Genomic DNA, 15710 nt, shown 5'->3' on the forward strand with positions numbered 1-15710 from the left:
TTTGCCTTACGCTTCGCCTTTGCCTTACGCTTCGAGGGTGTCGCGAACGAAACGGTCGAGCAGGCGGACGCCGAAGCCCGAAGCGCCCTTGTCCCAGGTCGCGCCCGGCTTGTCGGTCCAGACGGTGCCGGCAATGTCGAGGTGGGCCCAGGGGGTGTCGTTCTCGATGAAGCGCAGCAGGAACTGCGCCGCCGTGATCGAGCCGCCGAAGCGCGGACCGACGTTCTTGATGTCTGCGATCGGGCTATCGATCATCTTGTCGTAGTTCGGGCCCATCGGCATGCGCCACAGGCGGTCACCCGAAGCGTCGCCCGCTGCGTTGAGCTGGCCGGCGAGTTCGTCGTTGTTCGAGAACAGGCCCGCATATTCATGGGCCAGCGACAGGATGATGGCGCCGGTCAGCGTGGCGAGATCGACGACCTTGGCCGGCTTGTATTCGCGCTGCACCCAGGTGAGCGCATCGCAGAGAACCAGGCGGCCCTCGGCGTCGGTGTTGATCACTTCGATGGTCTGGCCCGAGAGCGAGGTGACGACGTCACCGGGGCGCTGTGCATTGCCGTCGGGCATGTTTTCCACAAGACCGCAGACGCCGACCACATTGGCCTTGGCCTTGCGCAGCGCGAGCGCGAGCATGGTGCCGGCCACCGCACCGGCGCCGCCCATGTCCCACTTCATGTCTTCCATGCCGGCTGCCGGCTTGATCGAGATGCCGCCGGTGTCGAAGGTCACGCCCTTGCCGACGAAAGCCACGGGCGCTTCACCCGCGGTTCCGCCCAGCCACTCCAGCACGAGCAGGCGCGCGGGGCGCACCGAGCCCTGGGCCACGCCGAGCAGCGAACCCCTGCCGAGGTCGGCCATTTCCTTCTCGTCGAGCACGCGGACCTTGAGGCCGCTGCCTGCATACTTCGCCTCGCAGCGCGCGACGAAGGATTCGGGATAGATCACGTTGGCGGGCTCGGTCACCAGTTCGCGCGTGAACGACACGCCGGCGACGATCGCCTGCTCGACCGCCCAGACCGCTTCGGTGCCTTCCGGCGCGCCGATCACGGCGATGTCCACGAGGCTGGGCTTGGCGTCGTCGGCCAGCTTGGTGCGGTACGTGTCGAGACGCCATCCGCGCAGCACCGCGCCAAGCAGCGCACCGGCCGCTTCTTCGGCCGAAAGGCCCGGGCCGGTCAGGTCCAGGGTCAGCGCCGTCTCGCCCGAGGTCAGGTACTTGCCGACGACAGCCGCACCGGCGCGCTCCACGGCGCCCTTGCGGTCTTTCGCATCGGCCGCGCCGATACCGGCCAGCACCGCGCGCACGACTTTGCCGTCACGCTCTACGAAGCCTTCGAACACCTGTCCGGCCTTGCCGGCGAAACGCGATGCCTTGGCGCCTTCGGCAAGGACCTGTTCGATGTCGGCGGGAATCGAATCCTGATTCACGAAGCGGGCGACGAGACGCGCCGGGGCGGCTGCAGCAGCGTCAAGGAACTGGATATTCATGGGATCTCCTGAATCACGTGGGCGAGCGCCGATGTTGTGCGCTTCGCCGCAACAGCGGATTGCAGTTAGGCACAGGCGGTGCGATAGGCAAGTGATGCTCCCTGCCGTGCCGACCCTGCTGCAAGCCCCCATCCGCCGCTTGCGACCCGTTTCGCTGAGCGTCATGGCCCTCGGAATCGCCGCCTTCGGCCTGCCTTCGCTCGCCTGGGCGCAGGACGTTTCGCGCCCCGTAGACACCGGACCGATCGAAGGCGCCCCTGCGGCTCCCCCGGCATCGACGGACGACAACGTGCCGATCGCCTTCGAGGCGGACACCGTCGAATACGACCAGAACGACGAATTTGTGACGGCGACAGGCAATGTCGTGCTGCGCAAGGACCGGCAGTCCGTTCGCGCCGACAAAGTCACCTGGAACCGCAAGACCGGCCAGATCATCGGCAACGGCAACGTCCGCATGGTCGATCAGGACGGCAACCAGCTCTATACCGAAAGCGTCGAGCTGACCGACGAGCTCAAGACCGGCATGATGGAGAACCTGCTGCTGGTCATGCGCCAGGGTGGCCGCCTCGCCGCCAGCAAGGGCGAGCGCATTGCCAACGGCGACGTCGTCCTCCAGCATGCGGCCTATACCGGCTGCGCCGTCGAGAACGACGAAGGCTGCCCCAAGAAACCGACATGGCGCGTGGTCGCCAAGACGGTGGTCTATAGCGAGACCCAGAATCGCGTCCGCTTCAGCGATGCCCGGCTCGAACTGTTCGGCCTCGTCCAGCTGCCGCTGCTAGGCCTTTCCGTCAGCACCAACGGCGGCGCGGTCTCGGGATTCCTCGTGCCCGACTTGCGGTCGAGCCCGTCGAACGGCATCGAAGTCGCGCAGTCCTATTACTGGAAACTTGCGGAAAACCGCGATCTCACCGGCTCGCTCCACGCCTATACCAAGGCGGCGCCGATGGCCTCGTTCCAGTACCGCGCGTTGACCGACATCGGCGCCTACCAGATCACCGGCTATGCGACTTCCAGCAATCGCATCCCGATCAACAGCAGCAATCCGGATCCCAACCGCGAACGCGCCTTCCGCGGCTATATCTTTGCCAACGGCAAGTTCCAGCTCGACGAGAACTGGAGCATCACCGCCTCGATCCGCCGCGCCACCGACCGCACATTCGTGCGCCGCTACGACATTTCGCGCGACGACCGCCTGCGCTCCTCGATCGAGGTTGAGCGGATCGACCAGGACAGCTACTTCTCGTTCTCGGGCTATGCGACGCAGACCCTGCAGTCTAGCCGCGACCAGGGGCAGATCCCCGTCGCCTTCCCGGTGCTCGACTATCGCCATCGCTTCGACGAATCGCTGCTGGGCGGCAAGATCGAGACCCAGGTCAACACCCTGGGGATCACCCGCGTCGACGGACAGGACACCCAGCGCGCCTTCGCCAGCACCCAGTGGTCGCTGCGCAAGCTGACGGGCATGGGCCAGGAAGTGACCTTGACCGGGCTCGTGCGCGGCGACGTCTACCACTCGGACGAAAACGAACTGTCCACCACCGCGCTCTACCGCGGCCAATCGGGTTGGGAAGGCCGCGGCATCGCGCTGGCGGCGGTCGACGTGAAATGGCCGCTGGTCGGGCAGGTCTTCGGCGGCAGCCAGGTGCTTACCCCCCGCGTCCAGCTCGTCGCCACGCCCAGGATCAAGAACCTCGCGATCCCGAACGAGGATTCGCGGGCGATCGAACTGGAAGATTCCAACCTCTTCGCGCTCAATCGCTTCCCCGGCTACGATCGGTTCGAGGACGGCGTGCGCTTCACTTACGGTTTCGACTGGATGTTCGAGCGCCCCCGCTGGCGCATCAAGTCCACGATCGGCCAGTCGATCCGCCTCAGCAACAAGCCCTCGATCCTGCCCGACGGCACCGGCCTTGCCAGCAAGACCTCGGACATCGTCGGCCGCACCGAAGTGCGCTATCGCAATTTCTTCAACATCATCCACCGCTACCGTGTCGACAAGGACACGCTGGCGGTACGCCGCAACGAGTTCGACATCTCTCTGGGCAACAACCAGACCTACCTCGAACTCGGCTATACCAAGCTGAACCGCGACATCTCGATGGACATCGAGGATTTGAAGGATCGCGAGGAAGTGCGCGCGGCCGGACGCGTGGCCTTTGCCAATTACTGGTCCGTGTTCGGGTCGGCTTCGGTCAACCTGACCGACCAGAACGAGGATCCTATCTACGGTTCGGACGGGTTCCAGCCCCTGCGCTCGCGCCTGGGCATGGCCTACGAAGACGACTGCCTCCAGATTTCGTTCACCTGGCGGCGGGACTACGTGACCTTCGGCGATGCGCGGAAGGGCAACTCATTCCAGCTGGGCTTCGCCCTCAAGAACATCGGCGCCTGGTAAAATCGGTCATGGCTGAGGAGCACAGGCGCGGGCGTTGGCACCGCAGACCAAAGCGGCTATCGGACGTGCTCAGTTTCGGTTAAGCCGCGTGCCGACATAGGGCCGGGAAGCTCCCTCGGCGAATTCTCCATCGAGCGGCATCGGCCGGACGGGTCGAATACGGGATACAGGTCAAGGTGAAAGCAATCCAACGCAACAAGTTCATCAAGCGCGCGGCTCTTGCCTGCGGCGCCGTGGCGGCGACGCTTTCGGCCCACGCTGCTTTCGCCCAGTCCGCCCCCCAGGGCGAGATCGTCATTCCTGACGACGTGAAGATCTTCGGTAACGACAATCCCAACCTGCGCCGCGCGACGGCGGTGGTAAACGGCTCGGTCATCACCGGTACCGACGTCGACCAGCGCCTCGCCCTGATCCTTGCCGCCAACCAGGGCAAGATCAGCGAGGAAGAACAGAAGCGCCTGCGCCTTCAGGTGCTGCGCAACCTGATCGACGAAACGCTGCAGATCCAGGAAGCCAAGGCTGTCGAAGTCTCGGTGGACGATGCCGAGGTAGACCAGTCCTACGCCCGCGTCGCTTCGCAGAACTTCAACCAGAACACCCAGGCGATGGACGCCTATCTCAAGCGCGTCGGCTCCTCGCCGGATTCGCTGAAGCGCCAGATCCGCGGCGAACTTTCGTGGCAGCGCCTGCTTCAGCGCAATGTGCAACCGTTCATCAACGTCTCCGACGATGAAGTGAACGAAGTGATCGACCGCCTCAAGGCGTCGAAGGGCACCGAGGAATACCGTCTGGGCGAGATCTACCTCGCCGCCACGCCGGAATCGCAGCAGCAGGTGGCAACCAACGCCAACCAGATCATGCAGCAGCTGCGCCAGGGCGGCAGCTTCGTCGCCTATGCCCGGCAGTACTCGCAGGCATCGACCGCTTCGGTCGGCGGCGACCTCGGCTGGGTGCGCCTCGGCCAGCTTCCGAGCGAAGTCTCGGAAGCTGTGCGCGACATGCAGGCGGGCCAGCTTGCCGGTCCGATCGAGATTCCGGGCGGCTTCGACATCGTCTACCTGATCGACAAGCGCCAGGTCCTTACCGCCGATCCGCGCGATGCCGTGCTGGCGCTCAAGCAGATCTCGCTGGAATTCCCCAAGGGTATCAGCGAAGCGCAGGCCAATGCCAAGGCCGAGAATTTCGCCAAGACCATCAAGACGGCCAAAGGCTGCGGCGATGTGGAAAAGGTTGCCGCCACCATCGGCGCCCAGGTCGTTGCCAACGATCAGGTGAAGGCCCGCGATCTGCCCGGCCCGATCCAGTCCTCGATCCTGACCCTGTCGCCCGGCGAGACCCTGCCGCCCTTCGGCTCGCTTGCCGAGGGCGTGCGCATCCTGATGCTCTGCGGCCGCGACGATCCGCAAGTTGAATCCGGCCCGAACTTCGAGCAGGTCATGGCGCAGATGGAAGACGACCGCGTCAACAAGCGCGCGCAGATGTACTTGCGCGACCTTCGCCGCGATGCGGTGATCGAATACAACTGACGAACAGGGGGGCGGCACCGATGGCGGCCAATACCAACGGCGCGCCGCCCCTCGCGGTTTCGCTGGGAGACCCGGCAGGAGTCGGACCGGAGCTTTTTGCCCAGGCCTGGGCGGATCGGCACGAAGCAGGATTGTCGCCGTTCTTCGCGGTCGGCGGCGCCGAAGTGCTCAAGGCGGCCGCGCGGAGCCGGGGCTTCGAACTGCCCGTAGCCCGCATTGCCAGCGCCGACGAAGCCGCCGCCGTGTTCGGTGCTGCATTGCCGGTTCTGGGCGACGAGGATACGGCCGCCGTGTTCGGCCAGCCCGATCGAAGCGGTGCCGCCCTCGCCCTCCATTCATTGACCCGCGCCACGCAGCTCGCCCTTGCAGGCGAGGCCGGCGCCGTCGTCACGGGGCCTATCGCCAAGTCGAAACTTGCGGAAATCGGCTTTTCGCAGCCCGGCCAAACCGAATTTCTCGCCGATGCCTGCGGCGTTGCCCATGGCGATGCCGTGATGATGCTGGCCGGTCCGAACTTGCGCACCGTGCCGCTGACCGTGCACGTCGCCCTTTCGCAGGTGCCCGCGCTGGTCACGCGCGCCTTGATCGAGAGCAAGGCCCGCATCGTCGCGCAGGCGCTTCGCCGCGACTTCGGGCTATCGCCGGCCCGCCTCGCCATCACCGGTCTCAATCCCCACGCCGGGGAAGACGGCCGCATGGGCCGGGAAGAAATCGAGACGATTGCCCCCGCCATCGCCGCGCTCGCCGCCGAGGGACTGGCCGTAACCGGCCCGCACCCCGCCGACGCCCTGTTCGCTGCGCATGAGCGCGGCAAATTCGACGTGGCGCTCTGCATGTATCACGACCAGGCCCTGGTGCCGATCAAGACGCTGGACTTCGATGCCGGCGTCAATGTTACGCTGGGCCTGCCGATCGTACGAACCTCACCCGATCACGGGACGGCCTTCGGCATCGCCGGGCAGGCCGTGGCCAGTGCCGGAGCCACTATCGCCGCCCTTCGCATGGCCGGGGAATGCGCCGCGCGCAGGCGCCTGCCGGAGACCACTGCATGACTGCCGAACTGCCTCCCCTGCGCGAGGTCATCGCCAAGCACGGCCTTTCGGCCTCCAAGGCGCTCGGACAGAATTTCCTGTTCGACGAGCAGTTGCTCGATCGGATCGCCGCCATTCCCGGCGGGCTCGAGGGGCGGAAAGTCCTGGAAGTCGGCCCCGGCCCCGGCGGCCTGACGCGCGCCCTGCTGCGCGCCGGCGCTGAAGTGACCGCGATCGAAATGGACCGTCGCTGCCTTCCCGCTCTGGCGGAAGTGGAAGCGGCCTTCCCGGGCAAACTGAAGGTCATAGAGGGCGACGCCATGAAGTTCGCGCCCGCCGACTTGTTCGACGGGCCTTATGCGGTCGTGGCCAACCTGCCCTACAATGTCGGCACCGCGCTGTTCATCGGCTGGCTTTCGGGTCAGGCCTGGCCGCCTCAGTGGTCCTCGCTGACCCTCATGTTCCAGGAGGAAGTCGCCCGCCGCATCGTCGCGGAGCCGGATACTTCGGCTTATGGGCGCCTGGCAGTCCTGGCGCAGTGGCGCGCGAAACCGAAGCTGGCGATGAAAGTTCATCGCAGCGCTTTCACGCCGCCGCCCAAGGTGATGTCCGCGATCGTCCATGTCGTTCCCGGCGAGGCGCCCGAGGGCGTTTCGATGCGGGTGCTGGAGCGCGTCACGGAAGCCGCATTCGGCCAGCGCCGCAAGATGCTGCGTCAGAGCCTGAAAGGCGTGATCGGCGCGCTGGATGCTCTGGAACGGCTCGGTATCGATCCGCAACGGCGTGCCGAGACGTTATCGGTGGCGGAATTCGTCAGCATAGCGCGGGAACTGACGCCGAACTGATCTAGCGTTCGGCGTCGCTCGAACCGGGGTTCGCCGTTTTGGAGAGAACCGCACCCGCCTGCGCCTGTTCGGGCTCGGCGGCGCCGAGACCCGGCTTCACAAGCTGGGCTACCACCCAGATCGCAACAGCCGCACCAAGCGTCATCAGTATCAGCTGAACGAGGCGACCTGCCAGTCGTCCATCGGACGCCAGCGCCCCGGCCAAGCCCTGATCGCGCGGAAAGCGCAGGGCTTCGACCGCCAGCGCCACCGGCAAGGGTTCATCGTTGCCATTGGCATGGGATGCCGAACGTGCGGCTTCCCGCCCAGCGCGCGCTGCATCGAGATGCACGACGCTGGATGGGTCGCTCTGTCCGGCGGTGTTACCTTCATCCGGCACACCGCTTGACGGTGTGCCGGGTATGGCGTGCCCGTGGGCACGGTCGATTCTATGTCTCTTCAACGCCGGGCCCCCCTAGCGAACAATCCTTTGAATAGTGCTTTGGGGCCGATAGATCAAATTAAAGTTAATGCGAGAGTCAGACTTCTGCAAAAAGTTGCAGGCGGACGGCGTCCTTCTTTTTACGGCGCCAGGCGTGGAGCAAGGGCTCGGTATAGCCGTTGGGCTGCTCCACGCCCTTGAACACCAGATCGCAGGCCGCGAGGAAGGCGAATGAGCCTTCCCAATTGCCGGCCATGGGCTCGTAGAGCGGGTCGCCCGCATTCTGGGCGTCGACCTTGGCCGCCATGCGGCGCAGCGAATCCATCACTTGCTCGGCCGAGCAGACGCCGTGAAGCAACCAGTTCGCCATGTGCTGGCTGGATATGCGCAACGTGGCGCGGTCCTCCATCAGCCCGATATCGTCGAGGTCGGGAACCTTGGAGCAGCCCACGCCCTGGTCGATCCAGCGAACGACATAGCCGAGCAGACCCTGGGCATTGTTGTCCAGTTCGTCCCGCACTTCCTCTTCGGACCAGTTGGCTCCGTCCGCGAGTGGAACCTGGAGCAGCAGGTCAAGGCTCGGGATCGCGGCCCCTGCCATCTCCTCGCGCAAGCCGAAGACGTCGACCTCGTGATAGTGCATGGCATGAAGCGTCGCTGCCGTGGGGGACGGAACCCAGGCCGTGTTCGCGCCCGTCCGGGGATGGGCGATCTTCTGCTCCAGCATGTCGCTCATCCGGTCCGGCGCAGCCCACATGCCCTTGCCGATCTGGGCAATGCCGGAAAGGCCATGCCGCAGACCGATGGCGACGTTGCGCCGTTCATAAGCCGCAATCCACTCGGAGCCCTTGATCGCATTCTTGCGGATCATCGGCCCTGCCCGCATCGAGGTGTGGATCTCGTCCCCGGTGCGATCGAGGAAGCCGGTATTGATGAAGACGATGCGATCCTTCACAGCCTCGATGCAGGCCGCCAGATTGGCGGAAGTGCGCCGTTCCTCATCCATCACGCCGACTTTCACCGTGTAGCGCGGCAGGTCCAGCAAGTCCTCGACGGCATCGAACAGGTCGTTGGTGAAGGCGCATTCCTCCGGGCCGTGCATCTTCGGCTTGACGATGTAGATCGACCGCTCGCGGCTATTGCCGAAGCGCGTCAAACCCTTGACGTCCTGCGCCGAGATCGCGCTGGTCAGGACGGCATCCATGATCCCTTCCGGTATCTCCGAACCGTCCGGCAGCAGGATCGCCGGGTTGGTCATGAGATGGCCGACATTGCGGACGAACAGCAGGCTGCGCCCCGGCAGTGCCTGCACGTCGCCGGAAGGCGTGGTGACGGTCCGATCCCCGGCAAGTTCGCGGGTGCGGGTTTCGCCGTCCTTCTCGAACGTTTCCGTCAGGTCGCCGCGAATCACGCCGAGCCAGTTCGTGTAAGCGGCGAGCTTATCCTCCGCGTCCACTGCAGCGACGGAATCCTCCAGATCGACGATCGTGGTCAATGCCGCTTCCAGCACGATATCGGCAATGCCCATCCGATCCGCGCGCCCGACCTGGCTGGCCGGATCGACGACAATCTCGATGCCGAGCCCGTTCGAGCGGTAGAGGCGTCCCGCCTGTGTCTCGCCCACATATTGGCCGGGGTCGGCAAGCGGGGCGTCGAGACTGTCGAGATCGCTCCAACTTCCGGCGGCGAGCGGCAGGGCCTTGTCGAGGAAACGGCGGCCCTGCGCGATCACGGCGGCGCCGCGAACCGGGTCGTAGCCCGTGCTCTGCGCCTGCGCAGCGTCGAGCGCGTCCGTCCCATAGAGCGCGTCATAGAGGCTGCCCCACCGCGCATTGGCAGCATTGAGCAGGAAGCGCGCGTTGAGCGCCGGGACGACAAGCTGCGGTCCGGCCATCGTCGCGATTTCGGGATCGACGCCGCGCGTGCCAATGGAAAACGGGTCCGGTTCCGGCACGAGGTAGCCGATTTCCCGCAGGAAATCCTGGTATTCGGCCTGATCGATGGGCTTTCCCGCGCGCTGGAGATGCCAGGCGTCGATGCTCGCCTGCAAGGCGTCGCGCTGCTTGAGCAGAGCCTTGTTGCGCGGTGCCAGGTCTGCGAGCAGCGCTGCAAATCCGGGCCAGAAGGCGGCGGCGTCCTGCCCGATCGGGGGCAGCACCCGGTCCTCCACGAAACGCGCCAGTGCGGCGTCGACCCGAAGGCCCGAGCGATCAACTCTGTCCGTCATTTTTCCTCGCATTCCCTGCACGCAGACCCATTCGGGCGTGCGGCGACCGTGACATCTGTTCAAGACTGTCCTGGGGAGGATCGGCCATTCTATGCCTCATCGCAAATGCCTTGGCAATCGCGAACGCGGTTTCGCAAGGAAGCTCCGTTACGGTCCCAAAGTGGTACCACGTCGGATCAGCTTACACCTTGCGTCGGAAAGACTTACATAGAAGATTGCTGTCGACGCCGCCCATCGCGGGAACCTCGGGTTGGCCCGGATGTTGCTTCGAATGCGCTGAAGTTCCTGCCGATCGGCACAGGGCAGGACTGGAAGGACTGGAATGCTTCGCAAGATCAGCCGCCTTTTCGTGATCAAGACCCGCTGGGAAGCGTTCATGATCATCTATGCCCTCGCGCTGGGCGCGGTGGAGCGTGGAAGCGTCTACCTCACGCGATTTCCGGGATGGGGCGGCAAGCTGCTGTTCCTGGCCTGCACGGGCGCCGTCTTCATGGCCGGCGCCAAGATACTCGACTGCCTGAAATTCGAGCAGGCGCAGGAACGCGCCGCCGAAAAGACCGAAATCGCATCCGAAACCGATCAGAATTCCATGGCGAGAATCGACGCCGCCTGAGCGCTGTCGTCGTTCGAACAGCCATCCATCCTAAGCCGCACAGCAGCGGGTTTCGTGGCGATTCTCATTGATGCCTGAAGGTGGGGTGTTTCTGTTGCAAGGTACACCCCGGACCCCTGGAATCCCTTCTGTTGCCCGGTGGGTCCAACCGCGCTTTAGCTTTGTAACGTCAGGCCGTTAGGCCCTAGAATTACGCGGCGAGAGCGAGTGCTTCGTTGTCGTTGGCACTTGTGAGTTTTGAGCCTTGAACGGGTTACTCAGCCCGAATGAAAACACCGCTTTTCAACACACGTCGATCCTAGTTCGGCCCCGTCATCACCCCTGCGACAACAGGGTTGCCCTGCCGAAAGGCAGGACGGGTGATGGTGGAGCCGCCGGGTACCGCCCCCGGGTCCGCTGTGCCTATTGTACGGCGCAGTTTATCATCATAGCCAACCGAAGCTGGCGAGACCCCATATAGGGCGCCGTACGAAAATGAAAAGGGGGCGGGTTCACCCCTCCCCCTCTTCGTGGAACATTGCTGTGGAACACGCTCTTTCGCGAAATTCCCTGCCCGATCAGCCCTTCTTCAAGGCGTCGCGGATTTCCGCAAGCAGTTGAACTTCGGTCGGGCCGGTCGGCGCGGCCGGTTCTTCCTTCTTGGGCAGCAGGCGATTGGCCTGCCGCACGATCAGGAAAATCACGAAGGCGAGAATCAGGAAGTTGATGATCGCCGTGAGGAAGGCACCGTAGCCGAACATGGCCACGCCTGCCGCTTTGAGCCCGGCGTACGTCATCGGGCCGGTATAGTCTGCCGGTACGGTGCCCAGCACGACGAACTTGTTGCTGAAGTCGATACCGCCGGTGATGAGGCCGATAAACGGCATGATCACGTCGTCGGTCAGCGAGGCAACGATCTTGCCGAATGCGGCGCCGATGATGACACCGACGGCAAGGTCGAGCACGTTGCCGCGCGCAATGAAAGTCTTGAATTCCTGAAGCATGGGTCGGTTTCCCCTCGATCCTGTGCAGGCCATGGCTGGCCCTGGAGACCTGCCACATCGAAGTTTAGCTAACAATCGGTTGCGGTAAGAAGTTGCATGACGCGACTGTCCTTGAACCGGAACCGCCGCCTGCTATCTATCTGAGCAAGAGACCGTCCATTCAGAACGAGGCGGGGCCGAACGGTCCCGTCGATCAGGAGGATCACGCATGACCCTGTCGAACCTGGCCCGCAAGAGCCGCGCCGTGCTTGCCCTTGCGGCGGCTCTGTCGCTGGCCGCCTGCGGCTTCAACTCGGTTCCGACCAAGCAGGAAGCCGCCAAGGCGAAGTGGGCCGATGTGCAGGCCGCCTTCCAGGAACGCGCCAACCTCGTGCCGAACCTCGCCGCCGTCGCCAAGGGCGCCGCGACGCAGGAAAAGGAAATCCTCACGGGCGTGGTCGAGGCGCGTGCCAAGGCAACCAGCGTGCAGGTCAATGCCGAGGATCTGAATGATCCCGCGAAGATGCAGCAGTTCCAGGCTGCCCAGTCGCAGTTCGGCCAGAGCCTGTCGCGCCTGCTGGTCAGCGTCGAGCAGTATCCCGATCTCAAGTCGATCGTGAACTACCAGATGCTCCAGACCCAGATCGAAGGTCAGGAAAACCGCATTCGCATCTCGGTGCGCGACTACAATGCCGCGGTGCAGGACTACAACACCGAAGTCCGCACGTTCCCGACCATGATCGGCGCCAAGCTGCGCGGTGCAGATCCGCTCGTGCCTTACCAGGCCGCAACGCCGGGCGCGGACGTCGCGCCGAGCCTCGAAGGCAAGATCTGATATCGTGATCCGCGTGAAGGCCGTCCTTGCGGCCATCCTTCTGGCGTTCGGCGCGCTGCTTGCCCAGCAGGTGGCCGCCGCGCCCAGTTTCCCCAAGCTGACCGGGCGCGTGGTCGATGACGCCAAGGTCATCCCGGACGATGTCAAAGCCCGGCTCACGCAAAAGCTGGAGGCGCTGGAGAAGAATTCGGGCCGCCAGCTGGTGGTCGTCACCCTTCCCAGCCTTCAGGGCTACGAGATCTCGGACTACGGCTATCAGCTCGGCCGTGCCTGGGGCATCGGACAGAAGGGCAAGGACAGCGGCGCGCTGCTGATCGTCGCGCCCAATGAGCGCAAGGTGCGGATCGAGGTCGGCTATGGCCTGGAGCCGATCGTTACCGACGGCCTTTCCTTCCTCATCATCAACAACGACATCATCCCGCATTTCAAGCAGGACGATTATCCCGGCGGCATCGAAGCCGGCGCCGACGCTCTGGTCAAGCAGCTGACGCTGYCGCCCGAGGAAGCGCAGAAAGTCGCGGCCGAGGCCGATGCCGCGCGCAAGGATAGCGGCGGCGGATTCCCGATCGGCACGATCGTGTTCATCGTCATCATCGTCTTCTTCGTCGTGCTGCCAATGGTCAACGAGGCGCGCGGCGGCGGTCGGCGTCGGGGCGGCTTCGGCGGCCCGATCATCTGGATGCCCGGCGGCTTCGGCAACGACGATGACGATGATCGCTGGGGCGGCGGTGGCGGATGGGGCGGCGGCGGCGGCTTCGGAGGTGGCGGAGGTTTCTCGGGCGGCGGCGGCAGCTTCGGCGGCGGCGGCGCGAGCGGCAGCTGGTAGGGGGACGAGACAATGGCATTACCCATCTACCTCTCCGACGAGGACCATGCGCGGATCAGCGCCGCCGTGGGCGAAGCGGAAATGCACAGCGCCGGCGAAATCGTCACCGTCCTGGCAGACCGTTCGGACGGCTATACCGACGTGGCCCTTGCATGGTCGGCGATCGTAGCGTTTCTCGCCCTGGCCGCGCTGGTAATCGCTCCGGAATTCTACATGGGCCTCTACGAGCGCCTGCTGGCCGACTGGGGGCACGAATGGACCCCGCGCATGATCGTCGGCCTGGCTGCCGGTGTGGCTGCGATCAAGTTCGGGGCCATGCTGCTGCTGCAGCTCTGGCCGCCGCTCAAGTTCTGGCTGGTGCCTCCGCAGATCAAGACCATGCGCGTCCATGCTCATGCGGTTCGCGCTTTCCGCATCGGCGCGGAGCAGCGGACGACGGGGCGAACCGGCGTCCTCATCTACCTGTCCATGCGCGAGCACCGGGCCGAAATCGTGGCCGACCGCGCCATTGCCGCGAAAGTGGATCCCGAGGTCTGGGGCCAGGCCATGGCGGCCATGCTCGCCCATGTCGGCGATGGGCGGATCTGCGACGGCATGATCGTCGCCGTCGGCAAAGTCGGCGCGATTCTTTCCGAACATTTCCCTCGCGCCGATGACGACGTGAACGAACTTCCCGACAGGCTGATCGAAATATGACCGATATCTCCACGCTGCCCCTGCCCCCGGACGCCGATGCGGCGGATGAGATCATGTGGCAGGGCAGGTTCATCACCGCCCGCAAGCGCGGCCGCTGGGAATATGTCAGCCGCGCCAGGGGCATCCGCGCCGCGGTGATCCTGGCCGTCGATCCGCATGACCATGTCATCCTGGTGGATCAATACCGCGTGCCGCTGGGCAAGCGCTGCATTGAATTGCCGGCGGGGCTGGTCGGCGATCACGACGAGAGCGCCGATGAAGATGCCAGCGTAGCTGCTGCCCGCGAGCTGGAGGAAGAAACCGGCTATCACGCAGGCCGCATGGAAAATCTGGGCGAGTTCTTTTCCTCCCCGGGCATGGTCAGCGAAAGCTTCACGCTGTTCCGCGCGCACGATCTGGTGAAAGTAGGCGAAGGCGGCGGCGTCGACAGCGAAGACATCGTGGTTCGCCGCGTGCCGCTTGCCGGGATCGAGCAGGCCATCGCAGACTGGCGCGCGCAAGGCTACGCCATGGACGTGAAGCTGCTCATGCTGCTGGGCGCGCGGCTGCTGGGCTGATCGTGAAAACACGGTTCGGCGTCTGTCAACGCAAGACGCGCTACGCCAGCGAGGCGGCGGCGCTGGAAGTGGCGCAAAAGGCCGATATCGTTCTGCGGCCCTATCGCTGCCCGCTCTGCCGGCAATATCACCTGACCAGCCGAACCAAGGGAATGCGGGTTCCGCGTTTTCTGCTAGAGCGGGAGGAAGGGAGCAAGGGGGCCTAGCAACCCGCCCCCGATTGGCGGCCCCGCCCTTCTCGCCTCCCGATCCTCGCCCTTATGACCGGAAAAGTTCCGTCACGGCAAGCGATGGGATCAAGGTGAAAATTCAGGCCGAGGCCGCTTTGGGCATGACGGAATTCAGAGCGTGGTGAAGATCGCTCCGAAGTCCTTGCCGCCGTTTCCGGCCTCGACGAACGCCTCGTAGATCCTGGTGGCGTGCTCGCCCATCGGCACGGCGGCGCCGGAGGTTTCGGCGCCCGCCATCGCCAGACGCAGGTCCTTGAGCATGAGCGCCGAGGCGAAACCGCCCGCGTAGCCGTTGTCCGCAGGGCTCGTCGCGCCGACGCCGGGCATCGGCGTATAGTCGTTGAGCGACCAGCAGTAGCCGGTGGCCTTGGAGCTGATCTCGTAGAATGTCTGGGGATCGAGCCCCGCTTTTTCGGCCAGAGCCAGCGCCTCGCAGGTGCCGATCATGTGGATCGCCAGCAGCATGTTGTTACACATCTTGGCGACCTGGCCTGCGCCCGTTTCACCGGCATGGATAACCGCCTTGGCCATCGGTTCCAGGACGGCGCGGGCGCGCTCGAAGGCTGTTTCGCTGCCGCCGACCATGAACGTGAGAGTGCCGCCATTGGCCGCCGCGATCCCTCCCGAGACCGGCGCATCGACCATTTCGTATCCGGCCGCCTGCGCCAATTCCACGACTTCGCGCGCAGTGGCGAGGTCGATGGTCGAACAATCGAGGAAAAGCGCGCCCTTGGGAGCGCTTCCGAACACTTCGGCGGTGTAGACCGAGCGGACGATGGCGCCGTTGGGGAGCATGGTCACGACCGCTTCCGCGTCCGCGACGGCTTCGGAAACCGTCGCTGAAATCGAACAGCCCTGCTCCGCCGCCTTGCCGGTGGCTTCCGGCGAAAGATCGAAGGCGGTCACGGCATGCCCGTCCTTCACGAGGTTCGCGGCCATGCCGCCGCCCATGTTGCCCAGACCGATGAAGGCGATTTTCATGACGTTCTCTCCCAAGTTTGAGACCGCTGGCCATCCGTTACCATCGGCCGGGCACCCAAGCGCCTCGCTGCATT

At 64.8% G+C, this 15710-nt stretch carries 14 protein-coding genes and 1 other RNA gene; 9 read left to right on the forward strand and 6 right to left on the reverse strand.

What is annotated here, in order from left to right; translation table 11 throughout:
* Positions 1–24: 24 nt before the first annotated feature.
* Positions 25–1488 carry a leucyl aminopeptidase gene (locus AB4Z00_RS08590; protein WP_442045621.1) on the reverse strand — a complete coding sequence of 488 codons (1464 nt, stop codon included), beginning with the start codon at positions 1486–1488 and terminating at the stop codon, positions 25–27.
* 94 nt (positions 1489–1582) lie between these two features.
* On the opposite strand from AB4Z00_RS08590, the gene AB4Z00_RS08595 reads away from it, so the two are divergent.
* The 4 genes from AB4Z00_RS08595 to rsmA all read left to right on the forward strand — a co-directional run bounded on the left by AB4Z00_RS08595 (position 1583) and on the right by rsmA (position 7288).
* Positions 1583–3886 carry an LPS-assembly protein LptD gene (locus AB4Z00_RS08595; RefSeq protein ID WP_134092785.1) on the forward strand — a complete coding sequence of 768 codons (2304 nt, stop codon included), beginning with the start codon at positions 1583–1585 and terminating at the stop codon, positions 3884–3886.
* A 176-nt stretch (positions 3887–4062) separates the two neighbouring features.
* Positions 4063–5412, forward strand: a complete 1350-nt coding sequence (locus tag AB4Z00_RS08600) for a peptidylprolyl isomerase (protein ID WP_132262433.1) — start codon at positions 4063–4065, stop codon at positions 5410–5412.
* Positions 5413–5432: 20 nt separating this feature from the next.
* A complete protein-coding gene (gene pdxA, locus AB4Z00_RS08605) occupies positions 5433–6464 on the forward strand; it encodes a 4-hydroxythreonine-4-phosphate dehydrogenase PdxA (protein ID WP_442045622.1) in 1032 nt (343 codons plus the stop codon).
* The gene (gene rsmA / locus AB4Z00_RS08610) at positions 6461–7288 is read left to right on the forward strand and encodes a 16S rRNA (adenine(1518)-N(6)/adenine(1519)-N(6))-dimethyltransferase RsmA (RefSeq protein WP_442045623.1); all 828 of its coding nucleotides are present in this window, start codon (positions 6461–6463) and stop codon (positions 7286–7288) included. The genes pdxA and rsmA overlap by 4 nt, the downstream gene beginning before the upstream one ends.
* A gap of 1 nt (position 7289) precedes the next feature.
* On the opposite strand, the gene AB4Z00_RS08615 is transcribed toward rsmA, so the two are convergent.
* Positions 7290–7730, reverse strand: coding sequence for a hypothetical protein (locus AB4Z00_RS08615; protein WP_442045624.1), 441 nt, complete (start codon positions 7728–7730; stop codon positions 7290–7292).
* A gap of 76 nt (positions 7731–7806) precedes the next feature.
* Entirely contained in the window at positions 7807–9936 is a 2130-nt protein-coding gene (locus AB4Z00_RS08620) for a malate synthase G (RefSeq protein WP_442045625.1), read from the reverse strand.
* A 322-nt stretch (positions 9937–10258) separates the two neighbouring features.
* On the opposite strand from AB4Z00_RS08620, the gene AB4Z00_RS08625 reads away from it, so the two are divergent.
* The gene (locus tag AB4Z00_RS08625; protein WP_134092780.1) at positions 10259–10549 is read left to right on the forward strand and encodes a hypothetical protein; all 291 of its coding nucleotides are present in this window, start codon (positions 10259–10261) and stop codon (positions 10547–10549) included.
* A 117-nt stretch (positions 10550–10666) separates the two neighbouring features.
* Here the strand turns inward: AB4Z00_RS08625 and ssrA are convergent.
* Positions 10667–11034: a transfer-messenger RNA gene (gene ssrA, locus AB4Z00_RS08630) on the reverse strand.
* Between the two features lie 72 nt (positions 11035–11106).
* Positions 11107–11532, reverse strand: coding sequence for a large conductance mechanosensitive channel protein MscL (mscL, locus tag AB4Z00_RS08635; RefSeq protein ID WP_132262421.1), 426 nt, complete (start codon positions 11530–11532; stop codon positions 11107–11109).
* 208 nt (positions 11533–11740) lie between these two features.
* On the opposite strand from mscL, the gene AB4Z00_RS08640 reads away from it, so the two are divergent.
* Genes AB4Z00_RS08640 through AB4Z00_RS08655 form a run of 4 tightly spaced genes read left to right on the forward strand, consistent with a single transcriptional unit; the run spans position 11741 to position 14425 of the window.
* Positions 11741–12346, forward strand: a complete 606-nt coding sequence (locus AB4Z00_RS08640; RefSeq protein WP_132262419.1) for a LemA family protein — start codon at positions 11741–11743, stop codon at positions 12344–12346.
* A 13-nt stretch (positions 12347–12359) separates the two neighbouring features.
* Positions 12360–13172 carry a TPM domain-containing protein gene (locus tag AB4Z00_RS08645; protein ID WP_442045726.1) on the forward strand — a complete coding sequence of 271 codons (813 nt, stop codon included), beginning with the start codon at positions 12360–12362 and terminating at the stop codon, positions 13170–13172.
* A gap of 12 nt (positions 13173–13184) precedes the next feature.
* On the forward strand, positions 13185–13868 hold the full coding sequence (locus AB4Z00_RS08650; RefSeq protein ID WP_132262415.1) for a TPM domain-containing protein: 684 nt from the start codon (positions 13185–13187) through the stop codon (positions 13866–13868).
* Positions 13865–14425 (forward strand): NUDIX hydrolase, encoded by a 561-nt coding sequence (locus AB4Z00_RS08655; RefSeq protein ID WP_132262413.1) that lies wholly within the window; start codon positions 13865–13867, stop codon positions 14423–14425. Before AB4Z00_RS08650 ends, AB4Z00_RS08655 begins: the two co-directional genes overlap by 4 nt.
* Positions 14426–14766: 341 nt before the next feature.
* Here AB4Z00_RS08655 and mmsB read toward each other — a convergent pair whose 3' ends face one another.
* Positions 14767–15636 carry a 3-hydroxyisobutyrate dehydrogenase gene (gene mmsB / locus AB4Z00_RS08660; protein WP_442045626.1) on the reverse strand — a complete coding sequence of 290 codons (870 nt, stop codon included), beginning with the start codon at positions 15634–15636 and terminating at the stop codon, positions 14767–14769.
* Between the last annotated feature and the right edge of the window lie 74 nt (positions 15637–15710).

Source organism: Novosphingobium sp. YAF33 (assembly GCF_052113265.1).
Classification (GTDB): Bacteria; Pseudomonadota; Alphaproteobacteria; order Sphingomonadales; family Sphingomonadaceae; genus Novosphingobium.